This is a genomic window from Enterococcus sp. DIV1096b (assembly GCF_050498765.1).
Taxonomy (GTDB): Bacteria; Bacillota; Bacilli; order Lactobacillales; family Enterococcaceae; genus Enterococcus_D; species Enterococcus_D entomosocium.
The window spans coordinates 2,537,420-2,558,714 of record NZ_JBMHEK010000001.1; the positions used below are offsets into that span (position 1 = coordinate 2,537,420).

General features: G+C 44.0%; 18 protein-coding genes, 1 tRNA gene and 2 other annotated features (1 of these 21 only partly in view). Of the genes, 6 read left to right on the forward strand and 13 right to left on the reverse strand.

Going from position 1 to position 21,295, the window contains the following annotated elements:
• Positions 1 to 57: 57 nt before the first annotated feature.
• The 4 genes from IGJ17_RS11995 to IGJ17_RS12010 are packed head-to-tail and all read right to left on the reverse strand — an operon-like array spanning position 58 to position 4,013.
• On the reverse strand, positions 58 to 888 hold the full coding sequence (locus tag IGJ17_RS11995; RefSeq protein ID WP_086316429.1) for an energy-coupling factor transporter transmembrane component T family protein: 831 nt from the start codon (positions 886 to 888) through the stop codon (positions 58 to 60).
• Positions 878 to 2,587, reverse strand: a complete 1,710-nt coding sequence (locus tag IGJ17_RS12000; RefSeq protein WP_429961437.1) for an ABC transporter ATP-binding protein — start codon at positions 2,585 to 2,587, stop codon at positions 878 to 880. Before IGJ17_RS12000 ends, IGJ17_RS11995 begins: the two co-directional genes overlap by 11 nt.
• Before the next feature lie 26 nt (positions 2,588 to 2,613).
• Entirely contained in the window at positions 2,614 to 3,168 is a 555-nt protein-coding gene (locus tag IGJ17_RS12005) for an ECF-type riboflavin transporter substrate-binding protein (protein WP_008379155.1), read from the reverse strand.
• Positions 3,165 to 4,013, reverse strand: coding sequence for an SAM hydrolase/SAM-dependent halogenase family protein (locus IGJ17_RS12010; RefSeq protein ID WP_042890452.1), 849 nt, complete (start codon positions 4,011 to 4,013; stop codon positions 3,165 to 3,167). Before IGJ17_RS12010 ends, IGJ17_RS12005 begins: the two co-directional genes overlap by 4 nt.
• 92 nt (positions 4,014 to 4,105) lie before the next feature.
• Positions 4,106 to 4,345, reverse strand: a binding site (T-box leader).
• A 631-nt stretch (positions 4,346 to 4,976) separates the two neighbouring features.
• On the opposite strand from IGJ17_RS12010, the gene IGJ17_RS12015 reads away from it, so the two are divergent.
• A tRNA-Leu gene (locus IGJ17_RS12015) sits at positions 4,977 to 5,058 on the forward strand.
• Between the two features lie 93 nt (positions 5,059 to 5,151).
• On the opposite strand, the gene IGJ17_RS12020 is transcribed toward IGJ17_RS12015, so the two are convergent.
• On the reverse strand, positions 5,152 to 6,804 hold the full coding sequence (locus IGJ17_RS12020; RefSeq protein WP_429961438.1) for a peptide ABC transporter substrate-binding protein: 1,653 nt from the start codon (positions 6,802 to 6,804) through the stop codon (positions 5,152 to 5,154).
• A gap of 563 nt (positions 6,805 to 7,367) precedes the next feature.
• Between IGJ17_RS12020 and IGJ17_RS12025 the strand changes: the two genes are divergently transcribed.
• The gene (locus tag IGJ17_RS12025) at positions 7,368 to 7,820 is read left to right on the forward strand and encodes a DIP1984 family protein (protein WP_005234539.1); all 453 of its coding nucleotides are present in this window, start codon (positions 7,368 to 7,370) and stop codon (positions 7,818 to 7,820) included.
• Between the two features lie 235 nt (positions 7,821 to 8,055).
• On the opposite strand, the gene IGJ17_RS12030 is transcribed toward IGJ17_RS12025, so the two are convergent.
• From IGJ17_RS12030 to IGJ17_RS12045, 4 genes are all read right to left on the reverse strand, one after another.
• Positions 8,056 to 8,772, reverse strand: a complete 717-nt coding sequence (locus IGJ17_RS12030; RefSeq protein ID WP_042890453.1) for an NADPH-dependent F420 reductase — start codon at positions 8,770 to 8,772, stop codon at positions 8,056 to 8,058.
• A complete protein-coding gene (locus IGJ17_RS12035; RefSeq protein WP_015509212.1) occupies positions 8,765 to 9,826 on the reverse strand; it encodes an LLM class flavin-dependent oxidoreductase in 1,062 nt (353 codons plus the stop codon). The genes IGJ17_RS12030 and IGJ17_RS12035 overlap by 8 nt, the downstream gene beginning before the upstream one ends.
• Positions 9,827 to 9,980: 154 nt before the next feature.
• Positions 9,981 to 10,343, reverse strand: a complete 363-nt coding sequence (locus IGJ17_RS12040; RefSeq protein ID WP_016621441.1) for a TIGR02328 family protein — start codon at positions 10,341 to 10,343, stop codon at positions 9,981 to 9,983.
• A 14-nt stretch (positions 10,344 to 10,357) separates the two neighbouring features.
• Positions 10,358 to 11,326, reverse strand: coding sequence for an NADP-dependent oxidoreductase (locus tag IGJ17_RS12045; RefSeq protein ID WP_042890454.1), 969 nt, complete (start codon positions 11,324 to 11,326; stop codon positions 10,358 to 10,360).
• 267 nt (positions 11,327 to 11,593) lie between these two features.
• Here IGJ17_RS12045 and IGJ17_RS12050 point away from each other — a divergent pair, with 267 nt between their 5' ends.
• The gene (locus IGJ17_RS12050) at positions 11,594 to 12,673 is read left to right on the forward strand and encodes an ABC transporter substrate-binding protein (RefSeq protein ID WP_429961439.1); all 1,080 of its coding nucleotides are present in this window, start codon (positions 11,594 to 11,596) and stop codon (positions 12,671 to 12,673) included.
• Positions 12,674 to 14,278, forward strand: coding sequence for an amidohydrolase (locus tag IGJ17_RS12055; RefSeq protein ID WP_086297649.1), 1,605 nt, complete (start codon positions 12,674 to 12,676; stop codon positions 14,276 to 14,278).
• 117 nt (positions 14,279 to 14,395) lie between these two features.
• On the opposite strand, the gene IGJ17_RS12060 is transcribed toward IGJ17_RS12055, so the two are convergent.
• From IGJ17_RS12060 to IGJ17_RS12070, 3 genes are read right to left on the reverse strand one after another with little or no spacing between them, the layout of a single operon-like run.
• Positions 14,396 to 15,826: a glycoside hydrolase family 1 protein gene (locus tag IGJ17_RS12060; RefSeq protein ID WP_086297652.1), complete on the reverse strand. Its 1,431-nt coding sequence runs from the start codon at positions 15,824 to 15,826 to the stop codon at positions 14,396 to 14,398.
• Between the two features lie 28 nt (positions 15,827 to 15,854).
• Positions 15,855 to 17,726 carry a beta-glucoside-specific PTS transporter subunit IIABC gene (locus IGJ17_RS12065; RefSeq protein WP_429961440.1) on the reverse strand — a complete coding sequence of 624 codons (1,872 nt, stop codon included), beginning with the start codon at positions 17,724 to 17,726 and terminating at the stop codon, positions 15,855 to 15,857.
• Positions 17,716 to 18,573: a PRD domain-containing protein gene (locus IGJ17_RS12070; protein ID WP_429961441.1), complete on the reverse strand. Its 858-nt coding sequence runs from the start codon at positions 18,571 to 18,573 to the stop codon at positions 17,716 to 17,718. Before IGJ17_RS12070 ends, IGJ17_RS12065 begins: the two co-directional genes overlap by 11 nt.
• A gap of 717 nt (positions 18,574 to 19,290) precedes the next feature.
• On the opposite strand from IGJ17_RS12070, the gene IGJ17_RS12075 reads away from it, so the two are divergent.
• Together IGJ17_RS12075 and IGJ17_RS12080 are read left to right on the forward strand one after the other, a co-directional pair.
• Positions 19,291 to 19,437 carry a hypothetical protein gene (locus IGJ17_RS12075; RefSeq protein ID WP_005234527.1) on the forward strand — a complete coding sequence of 49 codons (147 nt, stop codon included), beginning with the start codon at positions 19,291 to 19,293 and terminating at the stop codon, positions 19,435 to 19,437.
• Between the two features lie 220 nt (positions 19,438 to 19,657).
• Positions 19,658 to 20,242, forward strand: coding sequence for an SOS response-associated peptidase (locus IGJ17_RS12080; protein ID WP_429961442.1), 585 nt, complete (start codon positions 19,658 to 19,660; stop codon positions 20,240 to 20,242).
• A gap of 82 nt (positions 20,243 to 20,324) precedes the next feature.
• Here IGJ17_RS12080 and IGJ17_RS12085 read toward each other — a convergent pair whose 3' ends face one another.
• The gene (locus IGJ17_RS12085) at positions 20,325 to 20,930 is read right to left on the reverse strand and encodes a short chain dehydrogenase (protein WP_429961443.1); all 606 of its coding nucleotides are present in this window, start codon (positions 20,928 to 20,930) and stop codon (positions 20,325 to 20,327) included.
• 201 nt (positions 20,931 to 21,131) lie between these two features.
• Positions 21,132 to 21,295: a binding site (T-box leader), on the forward strand (it continues 68 nt past the right edge of the window).

A 21,295-nucleotide genomic window follows, 5' to 3' on the forward strand; every position in this document is an offset into this window, starting at 1 on the left:
TCCCACTTTCATTATTGACAATGAGTCCGTTTTTTTAAGTTTTCATGTGTTGATTTGTTAACGAAACGGATTGTAGAAGCGTCCGCCATTAAGGACCATCAAGAACAATCCAAGCGCCACGATCAAACAAACGACAGCAATCGCCAAGAGATCTTTGCCTTGGATCGGCTTAGCTTTCAGCCAGGTACGCTGCTTATGCTTGCCAAACCTTCTTAGCTCCATGGCAGCAGAAATATGGTCGATCCGTTCCAAGCTGGAAAAAATCAAAGGAATCGCGATCGCGACATTGCCTGCCACTCGTTTGCGCAAAGGTGCTTTTTTAGAAAGCTCCACGCCCCGTGCTTGCTGCGCTTTGGCAATGGTTCGAAAATCCTCTTGAATATCAGGGATGTAACGCAAAGCCAGTGCGACTGCATAGGCGATCTTGTAGGAAATCCCGATGCGGTTGATACTGGACGCCAACTCGCTTGGATTAGTGGTAAACAGGAAAATCAACCCTGGCGGAATCGTGACAAAATATTTGATCAACAGATTCAACTCATAAAACACTTGCTCTTGGGTCAATGTATGCCGACCGATCCCTTCGAAAATCACGTGGCGCGTCCCGTAGATCTCCACCCCGTATTCTGGAGCGAAAAGATAGACCGCCACCAAATTCAAAATCGAAAAGAAGATGATAAATTTTAATACAAAAGCGATATCTCGGTAGCGAATTCCAGCACTGGCAAATAGAAAGACCGAAAACAATGCCAGTCCAATAAGAAAACGCGTATCATAAGAGATCATCCCGATAACGGATAGCAGCAAAAAACAAATCAGTTTTGCGGCACCGCTTAATTGGTGGATCCACGTTTTGCGGTCAAGATAGCCGATTAGATTACTCTCCATCGTGTCCCTCCTTCTCGCTGGCAATGAAGGCGGCAGTAAAAGCGGCGGGATCTGTCAACTGGTTAAGGGTCGCCAGTATATACAAGCTAGTTTCTTTAAGGTTCGCGGCACTCACCACTTGTTTGTCTGCTAAAACAACTTCTGGCGGTGCGTCCAGCAAAATCGTTCCTTGCGTCAAAACGATCGTCCGCTGTGTATACTCCAACATCAGGTGCATATCGTGGGTGATCATAACAATCGTTAATCCCCGCAGGTTCAACTCCTGTAAAAATTGCATCATTTCGGTGTAATGGCGATAGTCTTGTCCCGCTGTCGGCTCATCCAATAAAATGAGTTCAGGATCTAAGACGAGGATCGCTGCAATGGCGGCTCGGCGTTTTTGCCCATGACTTAGTGCCGACAATGGCCATGAGCGAAACGGATAAAGACCACAAATTTTCAAGGTCTGATGAACTTTTTCTGTGATTTCAGCCTCTGGGACATTTCGGTTGCGCAAGCCTAAGGCAACTTCGTCAAACAGGAAGTTTTTTGACAGCATTTGATTGCTGTTTTGCAAAACATACCCGATTTTTTGCGCTCGTTCTTTGATGGAATCATTGCCCATGTCTGTTCCTTGCCAAAGCAACTTGCCAGAAGTCGGTGTCAAAAAGCCGGTAATCAAATGGGACAAGGTCGATTTTCCTGCGCCATTATGCCCAACCAAACTAATCATTTCTCCTTGATGGATGGTAAAATCCAGTGCCTGCAAGATTGGTTTGCCCACTTGGTAAGAAAACGATAAATTCTTCGCTTCCAACAACGGCGGCTGTTGGCTAGGAAGTGCCGATTTCGGATATTCCTTTTGAAACCTAGTCAGTTTTTCGGCAATCTCAGGTGATGCAAATGCTTCTACCGCGACCAAATCAGCAGCATCGGTCACAGGAACCCCCGCTTTTTTTAAGGCGGCTAAATACAGTGGTTCACGAATGCCGACTTGCTGCAGCATGTCCGTTTTTAATAGTTCATTCGGTGTACTGTCGGCAATGATGCGGCCTTCTTCCATCACGATGATGCGATCGACAGCGGCGGCTAACACTTCTTCTAAGCGATGTTCGATGATGATGGTGGTAAAACGCTTCTCTTGATACAGCTGGTCGATCATTTTGATGGCTTCCACACCTGTTTGCGGATCTAAGTTGGCTAGCGGCTCATCAAACAGTAGAATCGGTGTTTCATCGATCAAAACACCTGCCATTGAAACACGCTGCTTTTGGCCACCCGATAATTCCTGCGGTTTTTTTGCCAAATGATCCATTAAGTCGGTCTTTTCTGCCCAAACGCGCAGCGCCTCCTGCATCACAGCTTGACTACGCTGATCGTTTTCCAAGGAAAACACGATATCTTCTGCTACGGTCAAGCCTACAAATTGGCTATCGGTGTCTTGCAGCACCGTGCCGACGGTCAAAGACAGCTCGTAGATGGAAGCTTGCCCAAAGGCATTGGTACCGATCGTCAATGCTCCGGTACTACTACCTTCGTCATTTTGCGGGATCAAACCGTTCAAACATTTTCCTAATGTACTTTTGCCAGAACCGCTAGCACCGACGATCAGGACTTTTTCTCCTTCATAGATCGTTAGATCGATGTTTTTCAAGGTCGGTTCCGCTTGTGCATCATATTGGAAAGAAAAATTCGTAAATTGAATGATTTTTTGTTTCATTTTTTAGCCTTCACACATTTCTTTGTTTAGGATTCCTTGCTCAAGCTGCCTTTTTTGGTTTTGGTTTGGGCATAGGCTTTTAGCAGGATCACTCCGATTATCCCAGTTACGACTGTGTTGGTCAATCCCGCAATGACTCCTTGCGCAAAGACTTTGTTCGCTGGTTCGCCATAGATCAAAATATCACCGATTGGGGCAATGATCACCCAGACGACCAAATTTGCGATCGATTCACCAATCAAGAAGGTCCGAATTTCTTTAGCGCCAAAGGTTCCTTGCTGGATTGGAATCCAACGAGTCAAAAGTCCGAAGAACACCCCTAAGATCCCAGAGGCGGCGATCCAAGACCACCACGGACCATAAGTCGTCAAATCTCCTAGGGCATGGCCGATAAAGCCCGCTAAACCAGCAACGATTGGACCGTAGACAACGCCTAATAATGCCAAGAAAGGATAGGCTGTGGCGATATCTGTATTTGGAAAACCAGTCGGAATCGTGACGAAACGTTTTAAGACGAAAAAGACGGCAGCACCGATTCCGATAGCAACAATGTGTTTTACTGTAAATTTTGATTGATTCATTTTTCATTTCTCCTTTTTTTGAGGGTAATTTTCCAATTCGTGCCAGTCCCGATTTTATAGGTTTCAGCAAATGAAGCCAAGTTGAGCCCTAAACCAATATTCAATAGGGAATTGACATATAAGACAGGTTCATTTTCCGACACTTGCGCAAAAGAGCGTCCGAAACGCACTTCTTCTTGATAACGCAGCGTATCTTGGTAATAAATACTGACGAGCAGCGGCTCATTGTACTGTACCTGCCATTGCTTAAAGAACGTATGGGGAATATTCGTCCACAACGAACCAAAACGAATATCAAGAATATCGATCGTGCCAGTGATCGTTTCTGCTGTTTGGCTTGGCTTTTCAATGGCAAAGACTTGGATCGCTTCTTTAGGTTCGGGTGTTCCTAGCTCATCAAAGCTGATGGCGCCACTGGCGAGACGCGCGGCGTTATACATATAAACATCCCGACCATGAAATGTATGGCTTTCGGCTGATCCTGCCAACCGCTCAGTTGCCTCATTGATCACCCGTAGTTCAGTGATTCCGATATAAGTCGCTAAATAGGTCAGTGTGCCATTATCTGGTGTCAAAACCAACTGTCCGGTCGCCAACTTGGCAACCACACTTCGTCGATCAGACCCTACGCCAGGATCGACCACTGAAACAAAGACCGTTCCTGCCGGCCAATAGGTGACGCTTTGCAGCAGACGATAGCTGGCATCATGAATGTTGTATGGCTCGATCTCATGAGTCAAATCAGCAATGACCAGCTCTGGTGCCACTTGATAAGCTACCCCGTACATCGCATTAACCGCTCCATCTTGCAAACCAAAATCGGTTTGAACCACTAATTTGTGCATTTTTCTCTCCTCCCAACAACCTTTCTCCTTTTTAACAAAACCTGCGCTTGAAACAGCTGACCGTGCAGACACAAAAAAAGCCCTTAGCCAAAGCTAAGGGCATCACCTGCGGTACCACCTTAATCTGCAAAACCTTCACAGGCTTCACCTCATTCAGTACCCGAAAACACTCGGAGACTGTCGCTTGTTAACGGGGCAACCGTATTTTCCTAATTAGTCAGAAAATCCGCTCCAAAGTCATTTTCAAATCATTCGTTGTCGTTCCTTCCCACCTACCGGAACTCTCTGCTAGACAACTTCCTTGATTCTACTTTCTTTTTCATCGCGTTTGCATTTTGTTTCATTTAAATTATCAAAGCTTGTGCCTTTTGTCAATTCTCTTTTAAGAAAAAATTCAAACAGAAGGCATAATTTGTCAAAAGATTCACGCAATTCCTAAATTTCGCTCGAAAATTCTTCATATTTTCTCGGTATGATACTTGTATACCAACAAACAACCCTAACACTTTTTCATTTTTACTCCTTCCCGCCAGTCCCCGCTGGCGGGCTCCTTTTTGTCTTCTGACTGTTTTACATGGTTTCACTTTTTCTTGGCGATTTCTTCTCAGAATTCTGTTTGATTCGTCAACTTTTTTTCACATTTTCACGCTATTATAAATGCATACCAACAAACAACCCTAACACTTTTTCATTTTTACTCCTATCCCGTCAGTCCCCGCTGGCGGGCTCCTTTTTGTCTTCTGATTGTTTTATCTAGTTTCACTTTTTCTTGGCGATTTCTTCTCAGAATTCTGTTTGATTCGTCAATTTTTTTTCACATTTACACGCTATTATAAATGCATACCAACAAACAACCCTAACACTTTTTCATTTTTACTCCTATCCCGCCAGTCCCCGCTGGCGGGCTCCTTTTTGTGAGATTGGACTTGCATTTCTTCCTAGAAAGGATTATCTTTATCTTATGCGGAAGTGGCGGAATGGCAGACGCGCACGCTTCAGGCGCGTGTGAGTTTATCTCGTGTGGGTTCAACTCCCATCTTCCGCATTTAGCAGTTCAGCTTTCTGAACTGCTTTTTTTGTTGCAAAAAGCGCATGTTCATCGAATAAACATGCGCTCTTCATTCAGCTATCTTTCTCCTTATTCACTGACATAGGCGGTGCGGAAAAAGAAATGCGCGCCATAGGCTGGGAATTGGATGTCTTTTACATTTGATTTGATCAGATAATTTGAAGCACTCTGGTATAAAGGGACTTGCGCAGCATCTTGTTCCAACAATATTTCTTCTGCCGCTTTGTAATCTTCAAAATATTGATCGGGGTCATTGGCATGAACGGTGCGAGCATCTTCCGTCAATGCCGTATATTCTTCGTTGACATAGCCGCCGTAGTTAAAGGAAGCGCCATTTTTGTATAAGATAAAGAACATATCCATGTCACTACTTCCAGCGATCCAGCCAGAAACGGAAAGCTCGTAATCACTATTTGTTCTTGATTGATTCAAGCTGGCACGTGGCTGTTTGTTGATGGAGATCGACAAGCCTGGCAAGTTTTCTTGCAGTTGGCTTTGCAAGTACTCCCCGATTTTTTGACCATTGTCATCATCTGTCACTAATAAACGCAACGTCGTACTTTCGCCAATTTCCGCTTGGGCTTTTTCCCACTCTTCCTTGGCCGCCTCTAAATCATACAAGTTGTAATCACCGCTATATGCTCGAAAATCTTCGCCAGTATTTGGATTCGTAGCTAAGCCGGTGGGGACCAGCCCGTTTAAAACTTTCGCTCCATCGTTCAACACATTATCCACGAGACTTTCTTTGTCGATCGCCAACGCGATCGCTTTACGCACATGAACATTTGACAAGGCATCGTTGGCCGTTTTGTTAAAGTCTAAGAAAAAGTTCGCAACATCATTTTGCGTAACTAGCTCTTCATTGTCTCCATATTGTTGAACGTAGATCCCACTGATTTTTTGCAAATCCAGGTCGCCGCTTTCAAACAATTGGATCCCAGTATTTTCTTCTTTGATGGTGGAGCCTTTGATCTCCTCCAATTGAACGACATCAGCATCATAGTATTGGTCATTTTTCACCAATGTCCACTCATCCCCAGTCTGTCGCCAATCGGTCAAGGTAAAGGGACCAGAATACAGCAAATCTTCACTTGTACGAGCATAGGTATCACCTTTTTCTTCAACAAAGGCTTGGTTTTGCGGTGCCAACCAGCCGATGGAAATCAAGGATAAAAAGGATGGCTGTGGCTGCTCCAACTGCACGATAAAGGTCGCGTCATCTGGGGTCTCCAGGCCAATCGTTTCTATATCAGCATTGCCTTCACGAATGTCTTTACTATTAACTACATTATCTAACAAATAGGCGTTAGGTCCCATCGTTGCTGGATCGACTAACTTTTTCCACGAATAAGCAAAGTCAGCTGAAGTGATCGCTTCGCCATTGCTCCACTTCGCATCCTCTCGCAAGGTAAAGGTATAGGTTTTGCCATCTTCACTGATTTCGACTCCTTCTGCCAAGCCCGGAACTGGTTCACTGTTTTCATCGAAACGGTAAAGCCCTTCGAATAAATGTTGAACGATGGTAAATGTTGCTTTATCCGTCGTTTGAGTCGTATCGAGAGTCGTCAGCTCAGCCGGTAGACTCACCGCAATCGCTTGATTCGGCGCTCCGTTAGTTTCAGCCTCTGATCCCTCGGTATTTCCTGTTGTCGTGCAGCCGGAAAGGGTCAACCCAATCACTCCTGCTGCAACCAATAAACGCTTCTTCCAGATCATTTCCATTCTTCCTCCTATGTGATTGCGCAACCAACGCAAGTGTTTTTCATGACGGCAAAAAAACGCATTCATCGATAAAAAGAAAAAACCTCATCCCTTTGCTTATCAATTTTGACAAACAAAGGGACGAGATTTTCGTGTTACCACCCTTTTTCGCACCATCCTCACAAATGGCACCTCAACAGTACGCTAAGATACTTGGCACGATAACGGCTGCTTTCCGTCTGATTTGCGTGAACAAATCAGATCACTCAGAGCTCATCTTCACTTTTTTTCTGCTGCCCTTTCTCACCATCCGGGTTCTCTTCTAACAGATTCCAAAGCTACTCTTCTCTTCATCGTCTTTCTTTTTATCTAAAAAACAGGTAAATGACGTTTTTTTGTCTATTTCATGATTGTTATAAAGTATACTATTGGTGTTTTTGGAAGTCAACAAGAATTGCGAATATTCAGTTTTTTATGATTTTTCTGGCAGACCTTTTTTTGCATCTTGCTTGCCTTTCATCACGTTCTTCTCTAGGATAAGAACTAGATAAGCTGTTCTCATTTGTAAAAAGGAGTGTGCCAAAATGAAATTAGCAGAAGCGTTACTTTTAAGACGGGATTTGAACAATCGTCTGTTTCAATTACGTAACGAGATCTCTAGCAGTGTGTTAGTCCAAGAAGGCGATACCTTGGATCGTAGTATCACAGAATTGTTCAAGGAATACGATGAGATCAATCAACAATATTCAGAATTAGTCGTTGCCATCAATCGGAAAAATGCGACTGCCTCTTTAGCAGATAGTGCGTTATTGCTGATGGAAGCACTAGAACAGCGAGAACAGCTGCGCCGCAAGCATGCACTGCTAACGCAAGCACTGGATGAAACCAAAGCAGCTCCCCGAATAGGTCGCAACGAAATTCGACTGGTGCGTACGATCGATACAAAAACGCTAACGGAGCAATTGAATGCGACCGCCAAGCAGCTGCGAGAATTAGATGGAAAGATCCAACAAACCAACTGGCTGGTCGATCTTTAATCAATATGGGTGGGTGTCAAAGGCGAGCACAAAGCAGGTACAGGCTGATATGTACACTATGGAACGTCTGGCAGAGACGTAAACGTAACAACCACTGCTTACGAATCACAATCGTAACAATCACATTGTATTTTTTAGCGACCACGTGCTGATTTGACTGGATGGGAAAAACCCTCTTCTTTTTTGAGAAGAGGGTTGTTTTTATCGTATCCAGTCGTACATGGAGGCGGCTCTTTTACTGCGAAGCCTGCTGCTTGTTACTCACAGCGGAAGGACGCGCCAGAAACGCTTGCCCTTTCTCACTGCTCCAAAACTCCTTCATCAATGCCGTCAATCCCTCTTTGGTTTGATTGGCACCAAAGAAAGGACTGCCGGGTTCCAACATGATGCCATTAGCTAAAGCACCGATAGGAAAGGGATCAAAGCCGAAAGCGTCAACGATTTCGTCTGTCTGATCGAGGGCGGTTTGGTCATCACCAGCAATGGCGATGGCTTTTTTGGCAGTTCCTTGAGCAGCCGTTCTCGTCAGCAAGGATTCCTCTTGGATGTCGTGGTACCCCATATGATTGAATCCTTTGACTACTTTACTTTGGGAAAAATAGCGTTGCACACGTTCCGAAGAAGTCTGCTCGATGGATGAGTATTCTGTTTCTTTGCCATCGACTTCCCACCAATAATTCATGGCATCGATCACTAGCTTACCAGCCAAAGCTTCTGCCGGCAGCTGTTGGTACTTACTCAACGGAATGGCCAAAATGATCGTTTGAGCTTCCGCCATCACTTCAGCGGCATTTTTTGCGATTGCTCCCGGAGCCAACACAGAAACGGACAAGGCGATTTTTTCTGCTGGCTTCGTACTAGCAATCAAGACCCGATAGCCCGCCTGGGCACCAAGATTTGCGAGCGCTAAGCCTAACTTGCCTGCGCCTAAAATACCGATGGTTTTAGGCATTGCCATCACCTGCTGCCAACAATTCTTTCACCCGTGGAATCACTTTGGTTCCATACAATTCAATCGTTTTGAAACGGTCTTTTTGCAGCTGTCCGCCAGTACCGTAAACCAGATCAAAGCGTTCTACACCGACTTGCGGCATCATACGGGCGATTTTTTGCGCCACGGTTTCTGGACTGCCTACATAGTAAGATCCATGTTCGACTTCAAAGTCAAAGCGCTCTTTGCTCATGGCTGGCCAGCCGCGATCAAGACCGATTTTGTCCATGCTCTTTTTGATGTAGTTCCAGCCGATTTCATAGGCTTCTTCGTCGGTGTCGGCGATCACACCATGGGAGTGCATGCCGATTGGCAGAATCGGTTGCCCCAATTGCTGCGCTGCCTTCTTATACAGATCAACATAGGGCGCAAAACGAGCAGGTTCGCCACCGATGATCGCTAACATAACGGGAAACCCATAACGGACGGCACGAATGATCGATTCAGGGGTTCCACCGACACCCACATAGGTATCTAATTGGTGTCCCTCGATTTTTGGAAAAACGTCGGCATTTTTTAAGGATTGCGTGAACTTGCCTTCCCAAGTTAATGGTTTGCCTTTTCTCAATTCACTGAACATCGCTGTTTTTTCTTCAAATAGTTCTTCATAATCTTGCAAGTCATAGCCGAATAGAGGGAATGATTCAGTAAAAGATCCTCGTCCCAGCATGATTTGTGCGCGACCGTTCGACAACGCATCAACGGTCGCGAACCGTTCGTAGACCCGCACGGGATCATCCGAACTCAAGACAGTTACACCGGTACCTAATTTGATGGTTTTGGTAACCATTGCTAAAGCCGCTAGTACCGTATCAGGACTTGAGATCGAATATTCTTCCCGATGGTGCTCCCCTAAGGCAATGACATCGATGCCGACTTCATCGGCTAATTTTCCTTCCGCTACGATATTGCGCAACGATTCGCTGTAACTGATCCGTTCTTTCGTTGTATCATCAAAGGCTAGATCGCCAAAAGTATCTAACCCAAATTCAAGATTTCTATGATTGATGGTCATTTTCTTTTCCTCATTTCTCATTACTGATTCTCTTTTCTCACTATAACAAGGAACAAAAAAAGTTGCGAACAATATGCTTACTTTTTGTAAGTTAACGATTTTAAAGCGAAAAAAAACACTTTCCCGAACAAAAATTCAGGAAAGTGTTTGGTCTTTAAAGATAGATCCCCTTATGATGGAGATTCACTAAGCATTCTTCCAAGTATGCTTCATCATGTTCTGGATAGATCGGCGTAGTCAAAGGAACAGCTTGAACGGAGGGTTCCAGCGGCAGATTTTTGCCACGATACGCTGGATCGTACCATTCAGGTGCTGGCCGATAGCCTCGATAGGTCATTTCATCCAGCACTAACTGATGGTATTGAAACAATTTATAGGGTGGATGAGTAAAAACGTAATCGACGGTTGCATGCTTCTTGCCCCAGCCTAACCCTCGTAAGGCTGCTGCTTCACGATGCTGGCCTAACAGCTGCTGCCGAGGCAAAGCAGGTATCAGTGCTTCATGCCATAAGCGCATCGGTTCAGCCTCCTTTATTCTGCGTCTTGGCTGATGAAATTGTCTTGATTTTCAATAACGATCTTGCCGACCGCATGATGTGTCTCACTCAATGTGTGGGCATCGTAAATTCCTTGTGCCGTCAATGGGAAGGTTGCACCGATGACACTGTTGACTTTTTCTGCTTCGATCAGCTCTGTCAATTCTGCCAATTGTTTGCCGTTGGTTCGTAACCAAACTGCTTTGGCGAAGATGTCTTTTTCTTTTGCCAAGTCTTCGTCTTCAATACTCAAAATCGAGATCAGACGGCCCTTAGGTTTTAAGACAGTGAAACTTTTCTTCTGGGTGTCGCCCCCCATCGTATCAAAGACCAAATCGATGTCTTGCAAGACTTCTTCAAAATCTGTCGTGTGGTAATCGATGATCTCATCGGCACCAAGTTTTTGCAATAACTCATGGTTACGTGGACTAGCCGTCGTGATGACGTAAGCGCCAACTGCTTTGGCCAGTTGGATCGCATAGGTACCAACTCCGCCTGCTCCGGCATGGATCAAGACTTTTTCCCCTTCTTTTAAATGACCGTGTTCAAACAACGCTTGGTAAGCAGTCAAACCAGCTAATGGCACTGCAGCTGCTTCTGCGTAGTTTTGGTTTTCTGGTTTAATCGCTGCTAACTCAGCATCCACGATGGTATAATCAGCATACGTCCCAAAACGAGTCGTTTCAGGGCGGGCATAGATTGCATCACCAACTTTGAATTCTGTCACGTCAGCGCCTATTTCTACGATATCCCCTGCGACATCCCAGCCTAAAATAATTGGGAAGTCCCATGGAAACATTTGTTTCAAATAGCCTTCTCTTAATTTCCAATCGATTGGGTTGATGGATGTTGCGGCAACTTTGACTAATAATTGATTTGCTTTTAATTCTGGTAATTGGACCGTTGCTTCTTTTAATTGGTCTTTTCCACCATAGGCTTCAATAACGACAGCACGTGTTTCCATTGATGCTTCACTCCTTACATTCATTCTTCATCAAAGAGAGGTTCCTGTTTTTCCATCCCTTGATTTCTCACTTCCCTAGCTTAGGCAAAAGGAAGAAATTTGACAAATGATATGTTTGGAAACTGCCGCAGCCACCTGGCCATTCCTCCTGCTAAGCCTTGAAAGAAACGGGTTTATTTTTTCTTCATTTTTTTATTGCCTTTTCTTTAAAAATCAATTACGCTACTCAAGAAATACGAAATTGTAAAGAAAGAAGGAATTGATGAATTGAAAAGGTTGTGGGTATTTTTTGGCGGTGTGATCGGCATCACCGCATTGCTGTTTTTCGGTGCTTCGGTGTTAACGAAAGAATCGGGGGCAGCAACGTCGTCCGACAAAAATACAGTGATTATTTACAATTGGGGCGAATATATTGACCCCGAATTGATCAAAACATTCGAAACTGAGACTGGTTACTCAGTGATTTATAATACATTTGACTCCAACGAAGCGATGGAAACAAAAATCAAACAAGGCGGCTCACGCTATGATTTGGTTTTCCCTAGCGAATCGATCATTCCGAAAATGATCGAAGAAGGACTGTTAGTGCCTTTAGATCATCAGAAATTGACGGGAACGGAAGATCTGTCGCCTTTTTTGATGGACCAAACCTTTGATCCGGACAATACCTACTCGATCCCCTATTTTTGGGGCACGATCGGGATCATGGCAAATACTGAAGAAGTCGATGTTTCTTCGATCCATGGCTGGGGGGATTTATGGAACCCTGTATTTAAAAATGATGTATTGATGGTGGATGGTGCTCGTGAAACCTTAGGAATCGCGTTACAGACGCTCGGTCTTTCCCAAAATGAAAAAGACCCGACCAAAGTCGCCAAAGCCTTGAAGAAGCTTGAAAGTATCCGTCCCAATGTCAAAGCAGTTTTGACCGACGAGATCAAAACCTTGATGATCAACAACGATGCCCCTTTAGGAATCGGGTATTCGGGCGATGCCGCTTATGTGATGGCGGAAAATCCTGCCGTCACCTATATCGTTCCCAATGACGGCGGTGCGATTTGGACGGACAATTTTGCGATTCCGAAAACCGTTGGTAATCTTGAAGGAGCCTACGCCTTCATCAATTTTATGCTCCGCCCAGAAAATGCCGCACAAAATGCCGAATACGTAGGCTATGCCACGCCGAGTGAAACGGCCAAAGCCATGCTGCCGGCTGAACTGACTGCTGACAAAGCTTTCTACCCTGAGCCAAGTGCGATGGAACAAATGGAACATTATGAATACTTAGGAAAAGAAGCGGTTGAGCTTTACAACGACCTTTTCCTTGAATGGAAGTTGGGATTATAATTGTCACTATTACTAAAATCTGAACACATCTTTGATACCAAAACGAAAACGACTTTTGCGGGCTTTCTCCTGATAGAAGACCAGAAAATCACGGCTGTGGGTCCTCTTTCAGCGCTGCCAACACTTGCTGAAGACACCCAGGTCATTGATCTCAAAGAACAAATGATCATCCCGGGCTTTATTGATGCTCATGTTCATTTTTATCTTTCCGCATTACTCCATCAAGGGGCACTGACCCATCTTACGGGAGTGACAGAAGAAGCCGTTGCCCAGCAAGTGCCCGCGCTGCCCATCACCCATGGATGGAAAATCGGCATCGGCTGGTTCAGCAGTGATTTCGGTCAGCAAGTCTACCCAACGAAAGATTCGATCGACAACTATTGTGCCGACACGCCTGTCATGCTGATTTCCGGTGATGCCCACAGCATTTGGTTGAATAGCCAAGGGATCGCTGCTTTAGGGATCACACCTGAGAACTTGCCAACGGGGATCAGCGGGGAGGCATTGCTTGACGAAAACAGCGGACAATTAAGCGGCTGCTTTTTAGAAGCGATCGCCATTCATTATTTAGCAAAGGTCTTACAGTCATTCCAAGCGCAAAGCCCTGCTGCTTTTCTGACCTATATGAAACAGCTCAATCAATACGGCATCACGACGATCGGCGATGTTGCCTTGACAGGAGAAAGCTGGGACGATCTAGTCTATCCCACTCTTTATCGACAAACGGAAGCAGAAGCGACCCTGCGCGCTGTCTTTTATCCAGCCATGCGAGAAGACATCACGCAACTAAAAGAAACTTACCGTACGTATCGCTCCGAAAAAGTACAGATGGGCGGCGTCAAACAATTTTTTGACGGCGTGACGAGTACGCACACGGCTTTTTTAAAAGCGGAATATGAAACACCGTATTTTGCCGGTGATGTCGGGATGCCGTTGATCGATGTTCAACGGATGCGCCGCTTTATATTACAAGCTAACCAGCAAGACTGGCCGATGCGCATCCATACCATCGGTGATGAAGCGATTCGACAAGCACTCCTCTTTTATCAAGAAAGTGCTGCTGCTCACCCGCTTTCTAAAGGCAAAGCCAATACCTTGGAACACTTGGAAGTGATGGATGCCGCCGATTTGCCACTAGTTCGCCAAGAACAACTAGTACTCTCCGTACAGCCTAGCCATCTATTAGTCGGTTATGAGACCCTCGATGAAGAAGTAGGACCTCAGCGTGCCAGTCAAATGTTTCCTTTTCAATCCTTTCTAGAGCAAGGTGCCACCTTGGCTTTTGGGACTGATACGCCGGTCGTGATCGACGTGACCCCTTTAGACTCGCTGTATTATGCGGTTGCTCGGCAAGAAAAAAATGGCCAGCCAGCAGGCGGATTGATGCCACAGGAAAAAATCACCATCGCCGATGCCCTCTATGCCCACACCGCAGGCGCCGCCAAAGCCTTGAGTCGGCAAGATATCGGTCAATTAGAAGTTGGCTGTTTAGCCGATCTTTGTATTTTGTCACAAAACATCTTGCCTTTAACTGCCGAAGAATTGCTTCAAACGACCGTTGAAGCCACCGTATTTGATGGACGATTTGTTTATTGGGGCAACTAACATGAACCCCTGATATGGACCACGCGTGTTTTACGCGTGGTTTTTGTTTTGTACGCGCTGAAATTGATACGCAAAAAAACTCCAGCACTTGTACACCGCAAGTACTGGAGTATTTAATCATAAGCCGTTTCGTTCAATCACTTTTTGATACCAATAGAAACTGTCTTTTTTCTTTCTATCTAAAGTCCCTGTCCCGTCGTCATATTTATCCACAAAAATGATGCCATACCTTTTTTTCATTTCTCCTGTAGAAGCACTGACAATATCAACGGCACTCCAAATCGTGTAACCAATCAACTCGACACCATCATCGATGGCTTTCTCCATTTCAGCAATATGCTTTTCTAAATAATCGATACGGTAATCATCATGAATCTGTCCATCTTCAGCAACAGTTTCTGAAATTCCGATCCCATTTTCCACGATCATCAATGGCAGCTGGTAGCGATCATAAATATCATTCAACGCAATTCTCAATCCTACTGGATCAATCATCGCATTCCATTCCGTCTGCTCTAGATAAGGATTATTTACGCCAGAGCCGCCAATCATACTGTGTCCATTTTTGGTAACTTTCTCATCTGCAGAGACACAAAGTGTTAGATAGTAACTAAACGTGTAGTAATCCACTGTTCCCTTAGCTAGGATCGCTTGATCTTCTGGTGCAAACTCGATTGCAAAGCCATGATCAGCAAAATATTTCTTTGCATAATAAGGATATTTCCCTTTGACCTGCACATCGCCACAAAATTTCGAATGCATATTTTCTTCTTGTTTGGCTAGTAATACATCATTTGGATGGCTAGTATAAGGATAGCGTGGCATATAAGAAATCATACAGCCGATTTTCAAATCTGGATAGTGTTTATGTCCGTAAGCGACAACCTTTGCACTGGCAACAAATTGATGATGCAGGGCTTGGTAGCGTTGCTGTAGATTATCCGGCTGATTGATAAATTCAGATTCACCAACTTGCAGTCCCAGTGATAAAAAGTTTCCGATACTTAAGGTGGCCGTGTTGATTTCATTAAAAGTGATCCAATAGTTTACTTTTTCGTGATAGCGTTCAAACAACACCGCCGCATATCTCGCATAAAAGTCGATCACTTCACGACTCGCCCAACCATTGTATTCTTGGCTCAAATATGCGGGAACATCAAAATGAGCAATGGTTACAATTGGTTCAATCCCGTACTTCCGACACTCGTCAAACACACGATCATAAAAGGCCAGGCCTTCTTCATTCGGTTCAGTGTCGTTGCCCTTGGGAAAAATCCGGGTCCAGTTGATAGACATGCGGAAAGCTTTAAATCCAGCTTCTGCAAACAATGCAATATCTTCTTGATAATGATGATAAAAATCAGTTGCTTCGTGGCTTGGATACAACAACTCTTCTTCAATTTTTGCTGTGATTTTCCGAGAAGTCGTATGGCTGCCACCGCTGATCAAGTCAGCACAAGCGAGCCCTTTTCCGCCCTCATTATAGCCGCCTTCATATTGGTTTGCCGCCGAAGCGCCGCCCCATAAAAAATGTTTTGGGAAACTCATTGCTGTCATCCTTTCTTCTTTCTAATGGTTAAAAAATGGCTAATAACTGATCGCCAGCTTTAATTTCTTGATGTTGGGCAAGTGCCACAACATCTAAGAAGTCTGCCGTATTGGTAACAGTGATCATAACGGTATCTTCATACCCTGCCTGAGCGATTTTTTCTGCATCAAAGTGCAATAATGTTTCTCCCATAGCGATTTGATCACCTTCATTGACTAGTCGTTCAAAGGCACTTCCTTGCATATTCACCGTATCAATACCGATGTGGATCAGTAGTTCAATCCCCTCGGTACTGGTAAGTCCAATCGCATGATTTCCTGGAAAAACGGCAGAAACCTGTCCCGTAAATGGGGCAATCACCTGTTGATCTTGTGGCTTAACAGCAATTCCTTTGCCTAATGCCAATGAAGCAAACGCCTGATCATTGGTTTCTGTCAATGGAACGGCAGTTCCTTTTAAAGGTGATAATACAATTTTTTCAATCGCTGATTGTTCTTTCTTCGTTTCAGAAGAAACATCAGTTGCTTTGGCTGTCACATCTTGCGCTCCAGATTTGACTGCTTGCGGCTGATTATTATTAGGAAAATCTGCATCTTTGACCATGGCCCAGGTGTAAGCAAAGGCAATCGCAAAAGTAATCAACGAGCCGATCAGCGCATGAAACACACTGCTGTATGATGGAAGCGCCACAAATGAAGCAATGACTACTGGCGTATTGATTTTCATCAAACCAAAATAAAGTCCCCCAGCAGCACCCCCAAGGATCATTCCGACAATCGGTTTTTTCAGACGTAATGTTACTCCGTACAAAGCAGGTTCAGACACACCCATCAAGGCAGTAATTGCCGATGAAAAACTCACTTGTTTAAATTCCGTATCCTTAGCTTTGATTCCAGCCGCTAAACAAATCGCTGCTTCGGCAGCCAATCCAAGCAGCATACCAGGGACGATCAAATCATCATACCCGTAGGTCGCCAGAGAAGTTAATAAAATAGGGGTCAGCGTCGTGTGCATGCCCGTCATTACTAGCAATTGAGCAAAGGCACCCATAAACAAGACGGCTAACGGACCAAAATTGTTTGTTAAGTAGTTCAAAAACTGTGACACATAGTTGCCGATCGTCACACCTAATGGTCCGATTAGCAATAGAGCCAGCGGTGTGATCACGATGATGGCGATCAATGGACGTAGAATAAATTTGACACTGTTCGGTAAAATCCGATCGGCGAACCGATAGACATAAGACATAACCCAGACACTTAATAAAACTGGCAAAACGGAGGCATTGTAGCTCACATTCGGTACGAGCAATCCAAATAATGTGATTCCTCCTTCTTGGCTAAGAAGGGCCGTCAATCCTGGCATCACAAAAATCGCTCCGACGTAGCTTCCTAAGAAAGGATCAATTTTCAATCGTTTGGCCACAGAATTTCCTAAATAAACGGGAATGAAAAAGAAGGCTGCTTGCGATACTTGATACAATACGAGATACGTATCGTCAGTTGCAGCTAAAATTCCTGATAACTCCAATAGTGAAAGGACCACTTGCAGCATTCCTCCAGCTGCTATGATTGCAATCATCGGTGTAAAACAGCCTGCGATAAAGTCAAGGAGTCGTGAGATGATCGATTGATCGCTACTGCTTTGATCAGCCGTCGTTTCTGTCGTCGGTAGTTGAGCGTATACACTCGATACATCTGGCCCAATAATCACTTGGTATTGACCATTTCCCTGAACGAGTCCAGTCACTCCTTTTAACTGTTTGATTGCTTCACTGTCAGCTTTTTTGTCGTCGGCCAGCGTGAAACGCAGTCTTGTTGCACAGTGGGTCACGTGCTGGATATTTTTACCACCGCCGACATTTTCATAAATTTCATTGGCTAGTTGTTTATAGTCCATTGTTTTTCTCCCTTTCTCCTTGTTCCGTCAATTTCTGGATATGGAGTGATAGATAAATTTCTTCATTTTCTGAGATGTTGATATCATACGTATTTTTGATATAAACCTTGATTTTTTCCACACAGTGAAACGCTTGCGGATACATCTTCTCAATTTGTGCATAGAGCGTCGACGCTTCATAGCTGGGAAGTGTATGATTGATCACATTTTGTGCAAAATAGTGCAGATGCGTGACAAAGCGAGAATAATGGAAACTATTCTCATCAAAATTTTGTTTGTACTCATACTTTACGATCGTCAGTACGTCTTCTATAAATGTCGCGATTTGATTGGTAACCGCCATATCCTTCTTTTGTGATTGGACATTTACAAAATGCAATGCGATGGAGATCGCTTCTTCTGTTGGTACATCGATCGTTAGTTCTTGCTCCATAAGTTGGACAGCATACACCCCAATGGCATATTCATCGGGATAAAATCGTCGAATATCCCATTGCAAAGGACTATGAAAAGTCATTTGCTGCTTGATACGATGAACAGTGAAATCAATATGATCCAGCAAAGTCAAATAAATATAGTCGCTGACTGCTAAGCGATAATTCTGTTTGGCATAAGCCACGATTTTAGCAACAATCGCTACGTATTTCGGATCGCACTTTCCTAATTGATAGCTAAAATGTTCCAACATTGCGTGAGTATCCAATACAAAAATCTTTTCAAAATCTTGTTCTTCTACATCATCTCCTACCTTCTTATTGAAGCTGATGCCTGTAGAAAATCCGATAATTTCATTGCTGCCTTTCTTTAGTAAGACAACATTATTATTTAAAAACTTCTTTATTTTCATGATTTCCTCCACCTTAAAAACACTAAAAAACCTCATACTCCACCCTTGGTGGAATATGAGGTTTGCCTTCTTACAGTAACACGCCTCTTGGTCACAGCACTTCTGTAACCGTTATCTAATTACATCGGTATCATAGCACTTCAAAAAAAACTTGTCAATCGCTTCCTTAAATTTTTTCGCACGATCGTTAAGCCCCCGTTGAGCTTCTCACAAAAGCTATTTTTGTCAGACTGGTGTTTTTAGAACAACTTTTGTTTTTTTAATCCCCAAACCAGCAACTTGCCGGCACAATAAACAACAATTTTCGTGCTTATGCAGCGCTTGAATCATCGTTTCTTTCTACAAACCATTTTTTGAGGGGAAAATGTCTCAATAACACGCAAAAACGAAAATAGATTCTCTTCTCTACTTTTGACACCTATCTTAGCTATTCCTCGATTGGTTTATTTGTTTAAATTTCAAAACAAAATCGCTTTCATTTTTTGTCCTTCTATGCTGGAAAGCAAGTAGCAGTAACTTTATACATCTAGGTTCCTTCGTCTTTCCTTTCAAATGCGCATTGGTCTATTCCACACCTCCCTTTATCCCTCAATCTTTTCTTAAGCGTTTGAACAATTTCTTAATAAAATAACTAACAAAAAATAAAGTTTTACTATATCTCTTGAATGTAAGCGGTAAATTTGTTATTATTACGAAGGATAAGGAGGTGTTTATCGATTGTATGCGATTAAAATCTTTCATGGTTATCTAACCGCCGAAGGAAAAAGAACACGGGACAAAACAATTGCATTGACCTATACTTGCAGAGAAGATGCTGAACGTTTCGCAAATAAAATCGGCGGGAGAGTTAAAAAAATTGGCTAACCAACTAGAATAAAAAAAGGCTGTCAACCTCAGTAGGTGATTGCCTTTTTTTGTTATCTGATTTCTTTTAACTCTTTTCGCGGTACTAACTTTTTACATAACCGCCCCTATCCTTTCCTTGTCGAATCACGCTGTGAAGCAAGTTAGTTGGTTTTGACGCCTTGAGTCTTTATACTGAAACAAAGGCACCAGCCAATCCAAAAAAAGGAGTGACCTGTCCATGTGCGGCCGATACTTATTTGATCCATCAACTGGCGAATTGTCAGAATATTATCAAGAAGCCGCGGCGAAAGCCCGCAAGCGCCAACAGACTGTCGCTATCAATGATGTTTTCCCCTCCAATCACGTCGTAACCATCGGTGTAAATCAACAACAACAAGTTGTAGCCGGTGTGACAAGATGGGGCTTTACCGGCTTTAAAAAAGGGCATTTGATGATCAATGCGCGTTCTGAGACTGTTGAAGAAAAACCGACTTTTCGCAAGCCTTTCCAAGAGCATCGCTGTGTCTTTCCGATGTCTGGTTTCTATGAATGGAATCATGAAAAGGAAAAGTTCCTCTTTTCGCAAGATCACGTGATTTATGCTGCTGGTTTTTATCGCATCCTTCAAAAAGAGGATCAGATTGAAACCGAATCAATCATTCTAACGACTGCCGCGAACGATTCTGTTGAACCAGTCCATGATCGAATGCCTCTGTTCTTAGAAAAAGAAGCGATTGCTTCTTGGATCAATGACTTGGCTTTTGCTCGCCAACAACTCAAAGCAGAAATGCCCAAGCTGAAAACCCAATTGCTCTCTTCTTAACTGCTTGCTACTTCTTTTTCAGCAGAACAAAAACCGCCAAGTCAGCTTTGATTTGGCGGTTTTTTTCTACTTCTGCTTTTTCTTAATAAACGGTGAAGGTCTTGCCAGTCATGATTCCAAAGACTGCTTTTTGATACGCTGCAAAAACGGGTGCGTCACCAACGGGAATAAAGCCTTTGAAAGAATCGGCGAAGGTTTCCCAAGAGCCCACAAGCGCATTGGGACTGACTGCATTGATTCGTATCCCCTGACCGATCTCAAAAGATGCCGATGCCACGAAGGCTTCTAAACCGCCGTTAACCAGTGCTGAAGGCGTGCCCATTGGGATAAATTCGTCTTTGATAATTCCAGAAGTCAGCGTGATACTGCCACCTTCATTGAGAAAATGCTGGCCAATCAACGCAAGGTTGACTTGTCCTTGCAGCTTCGAAGCCACCGACTGTTGAATATCTGCTGGCGTCAATTCCTCAAAGGGTTTAAACACTGTGCTTCCCGCAGCGGAAACAATGGCATCCACTTTCCCAGTGGCTGTAAATAGCTGGCTGACACTGTCTGCATCCGCAATTTCGACTTGATGATCGCCGCTGCTACGGCTAGCCGTGATCAGCTCCACCTCTGGTAGCTGCTGAAAGCCTTCAACTAAAAGCTGCCCAAGTGTGCCGGTATGTCCAATCAAAAGTAATTTCATTTGCTCGCCTCTTTTTTTGTTTTGTGTTTCGATTCTAACCCAACCAAGCGATTTCGACCATTCATCTGCTTTTCCTGCTTTTTAGGTCTATTCTTGCCCTTGTCCATTTGTTCCCCTACTACCTGCGTAGCGATTGGAATCACCTATCACGAAAGCAATTGACAACTTTCTCATCTTGTTCTAAGATACTACTAATTTCATACACATGCAGTGAGAAGAAGAGTACGATCCCCCCTTTCTTTCAAGAGAACTCGGAACTGGTGGAAACGAGTAAGGAAGACGATCCGAAAATGACCTTTGAGCATTCGTGGACGAACAATCCCCGACGGAGAAAGCCCGATAGCGCAATGCAGTTTATTTGATGA

Bases quoted from the DNA above. Each gene is read 5' to 3' on its own strand.
- IGJ17_RS11995 (WP_086316429.1), bottom strand. From the start codon at position 888: ATGGAGAGTAATCTAATCGGCTATCTTGACCGCAAAACGTGGATCCAC.
- IGJ17_RS12000 (WP_429961437.1), bottom strand. From the start codon at position 2,587: ATGAAACAAAAAATCATTCAATTTACGAATTTTTCTTTCCAATATGAT.
- IGJ17_RS12005 (WP_008379155.1), bottom strand. From the start codon at position 3,168: ATGAATCAATCAAAATTTACAGTAAAACACATTGTTGCTATCGGAATC.
- IGJ17_RS12010 (WP_042890452.1), bottom strand. From the start codon at position 4,013: ATGCACAAATTAGTGGTTCAAACCGATTTTGGTTTGCAAGATGGAGCG.
- IGJ17_RS12020 (WP_429961438.1), bottom strand. From the start codon at position 6,804: ATGGAAATGATCTGGAAGAAGCGTTTATTGGTTGCAGCAGGAGTGATT.
- IGJ17_RS12025 (WP_005234539.1), top strand. From the start codon at position 7,368: ATGAAATTAGCAGAAGCGTTACTTTTAAGACGGGATTTGAACAATCGT.
- IGJ17_RS12030 (WP_042890453.1), bottom strand. From the start codon at position 8,772: ATGCCTAAAACCATCGGTATTTTAGGCGCAGGCAAGTTAGGCTTAGCG.
- IGJ17_RS12035 (WP_015509212.1), bottom strand. From the start codon at position 9,826: ATGACCATCAATCATAGAAATCTTGAATTTGGGTTAGATACTTTTGGC.
- IGJ17_RS12040 (WP_016621441.1), bottom strand. From the start codon at position 10,343: ATGCGCTTATGGCATGAAGCACTGATACCTGCTTTGCCTCGGCAGCAG.
- IGJ17_RS12045 (WP_042890454.1), bottom strand. From the start codon at position 11,326: ATGGAAACACGTGCTGTCGTTATTGAAGCCTATGGTGGAAAAGACCAA.
- IGJ17_RS12060 (WP_086297652.1), bottom strand. From the start codon at position 15,826: ATGAGTTTCCCAAAACATTTTTTATGGGGCGGCGCTTCGGCGGCAAAC.
- IGJ17_RS12065 (WP_429961440.1), bottom strand. From the start codon at position 17,726: ATGGACTATAAACAACTAGCCAATGAAATTTATGAAAATGTCGGCGGT.
- IGJ17_RS12070 (WP_429961441.1), bottom strand. From the start codon at position 18,573: ATGAAAATAAAGAAGTTTTTAAATAATAATGTTGTCTTACTAAAGAAA.
- IGJ17_RS12080 (WP_429961442.1), top strand. From the start codon at position 19,658: ATGTGCGGCCGATACTTATTTGATCCATCAACTGGCGAATTGTCAGAA.
- IGJ17_RS12085 (WP_429961443.1), bottom strand. From the start codon at position 20,930: ATGAAATTACTTTTGATTGGACATACCGGCACACTTGGGCAGCTTTTA.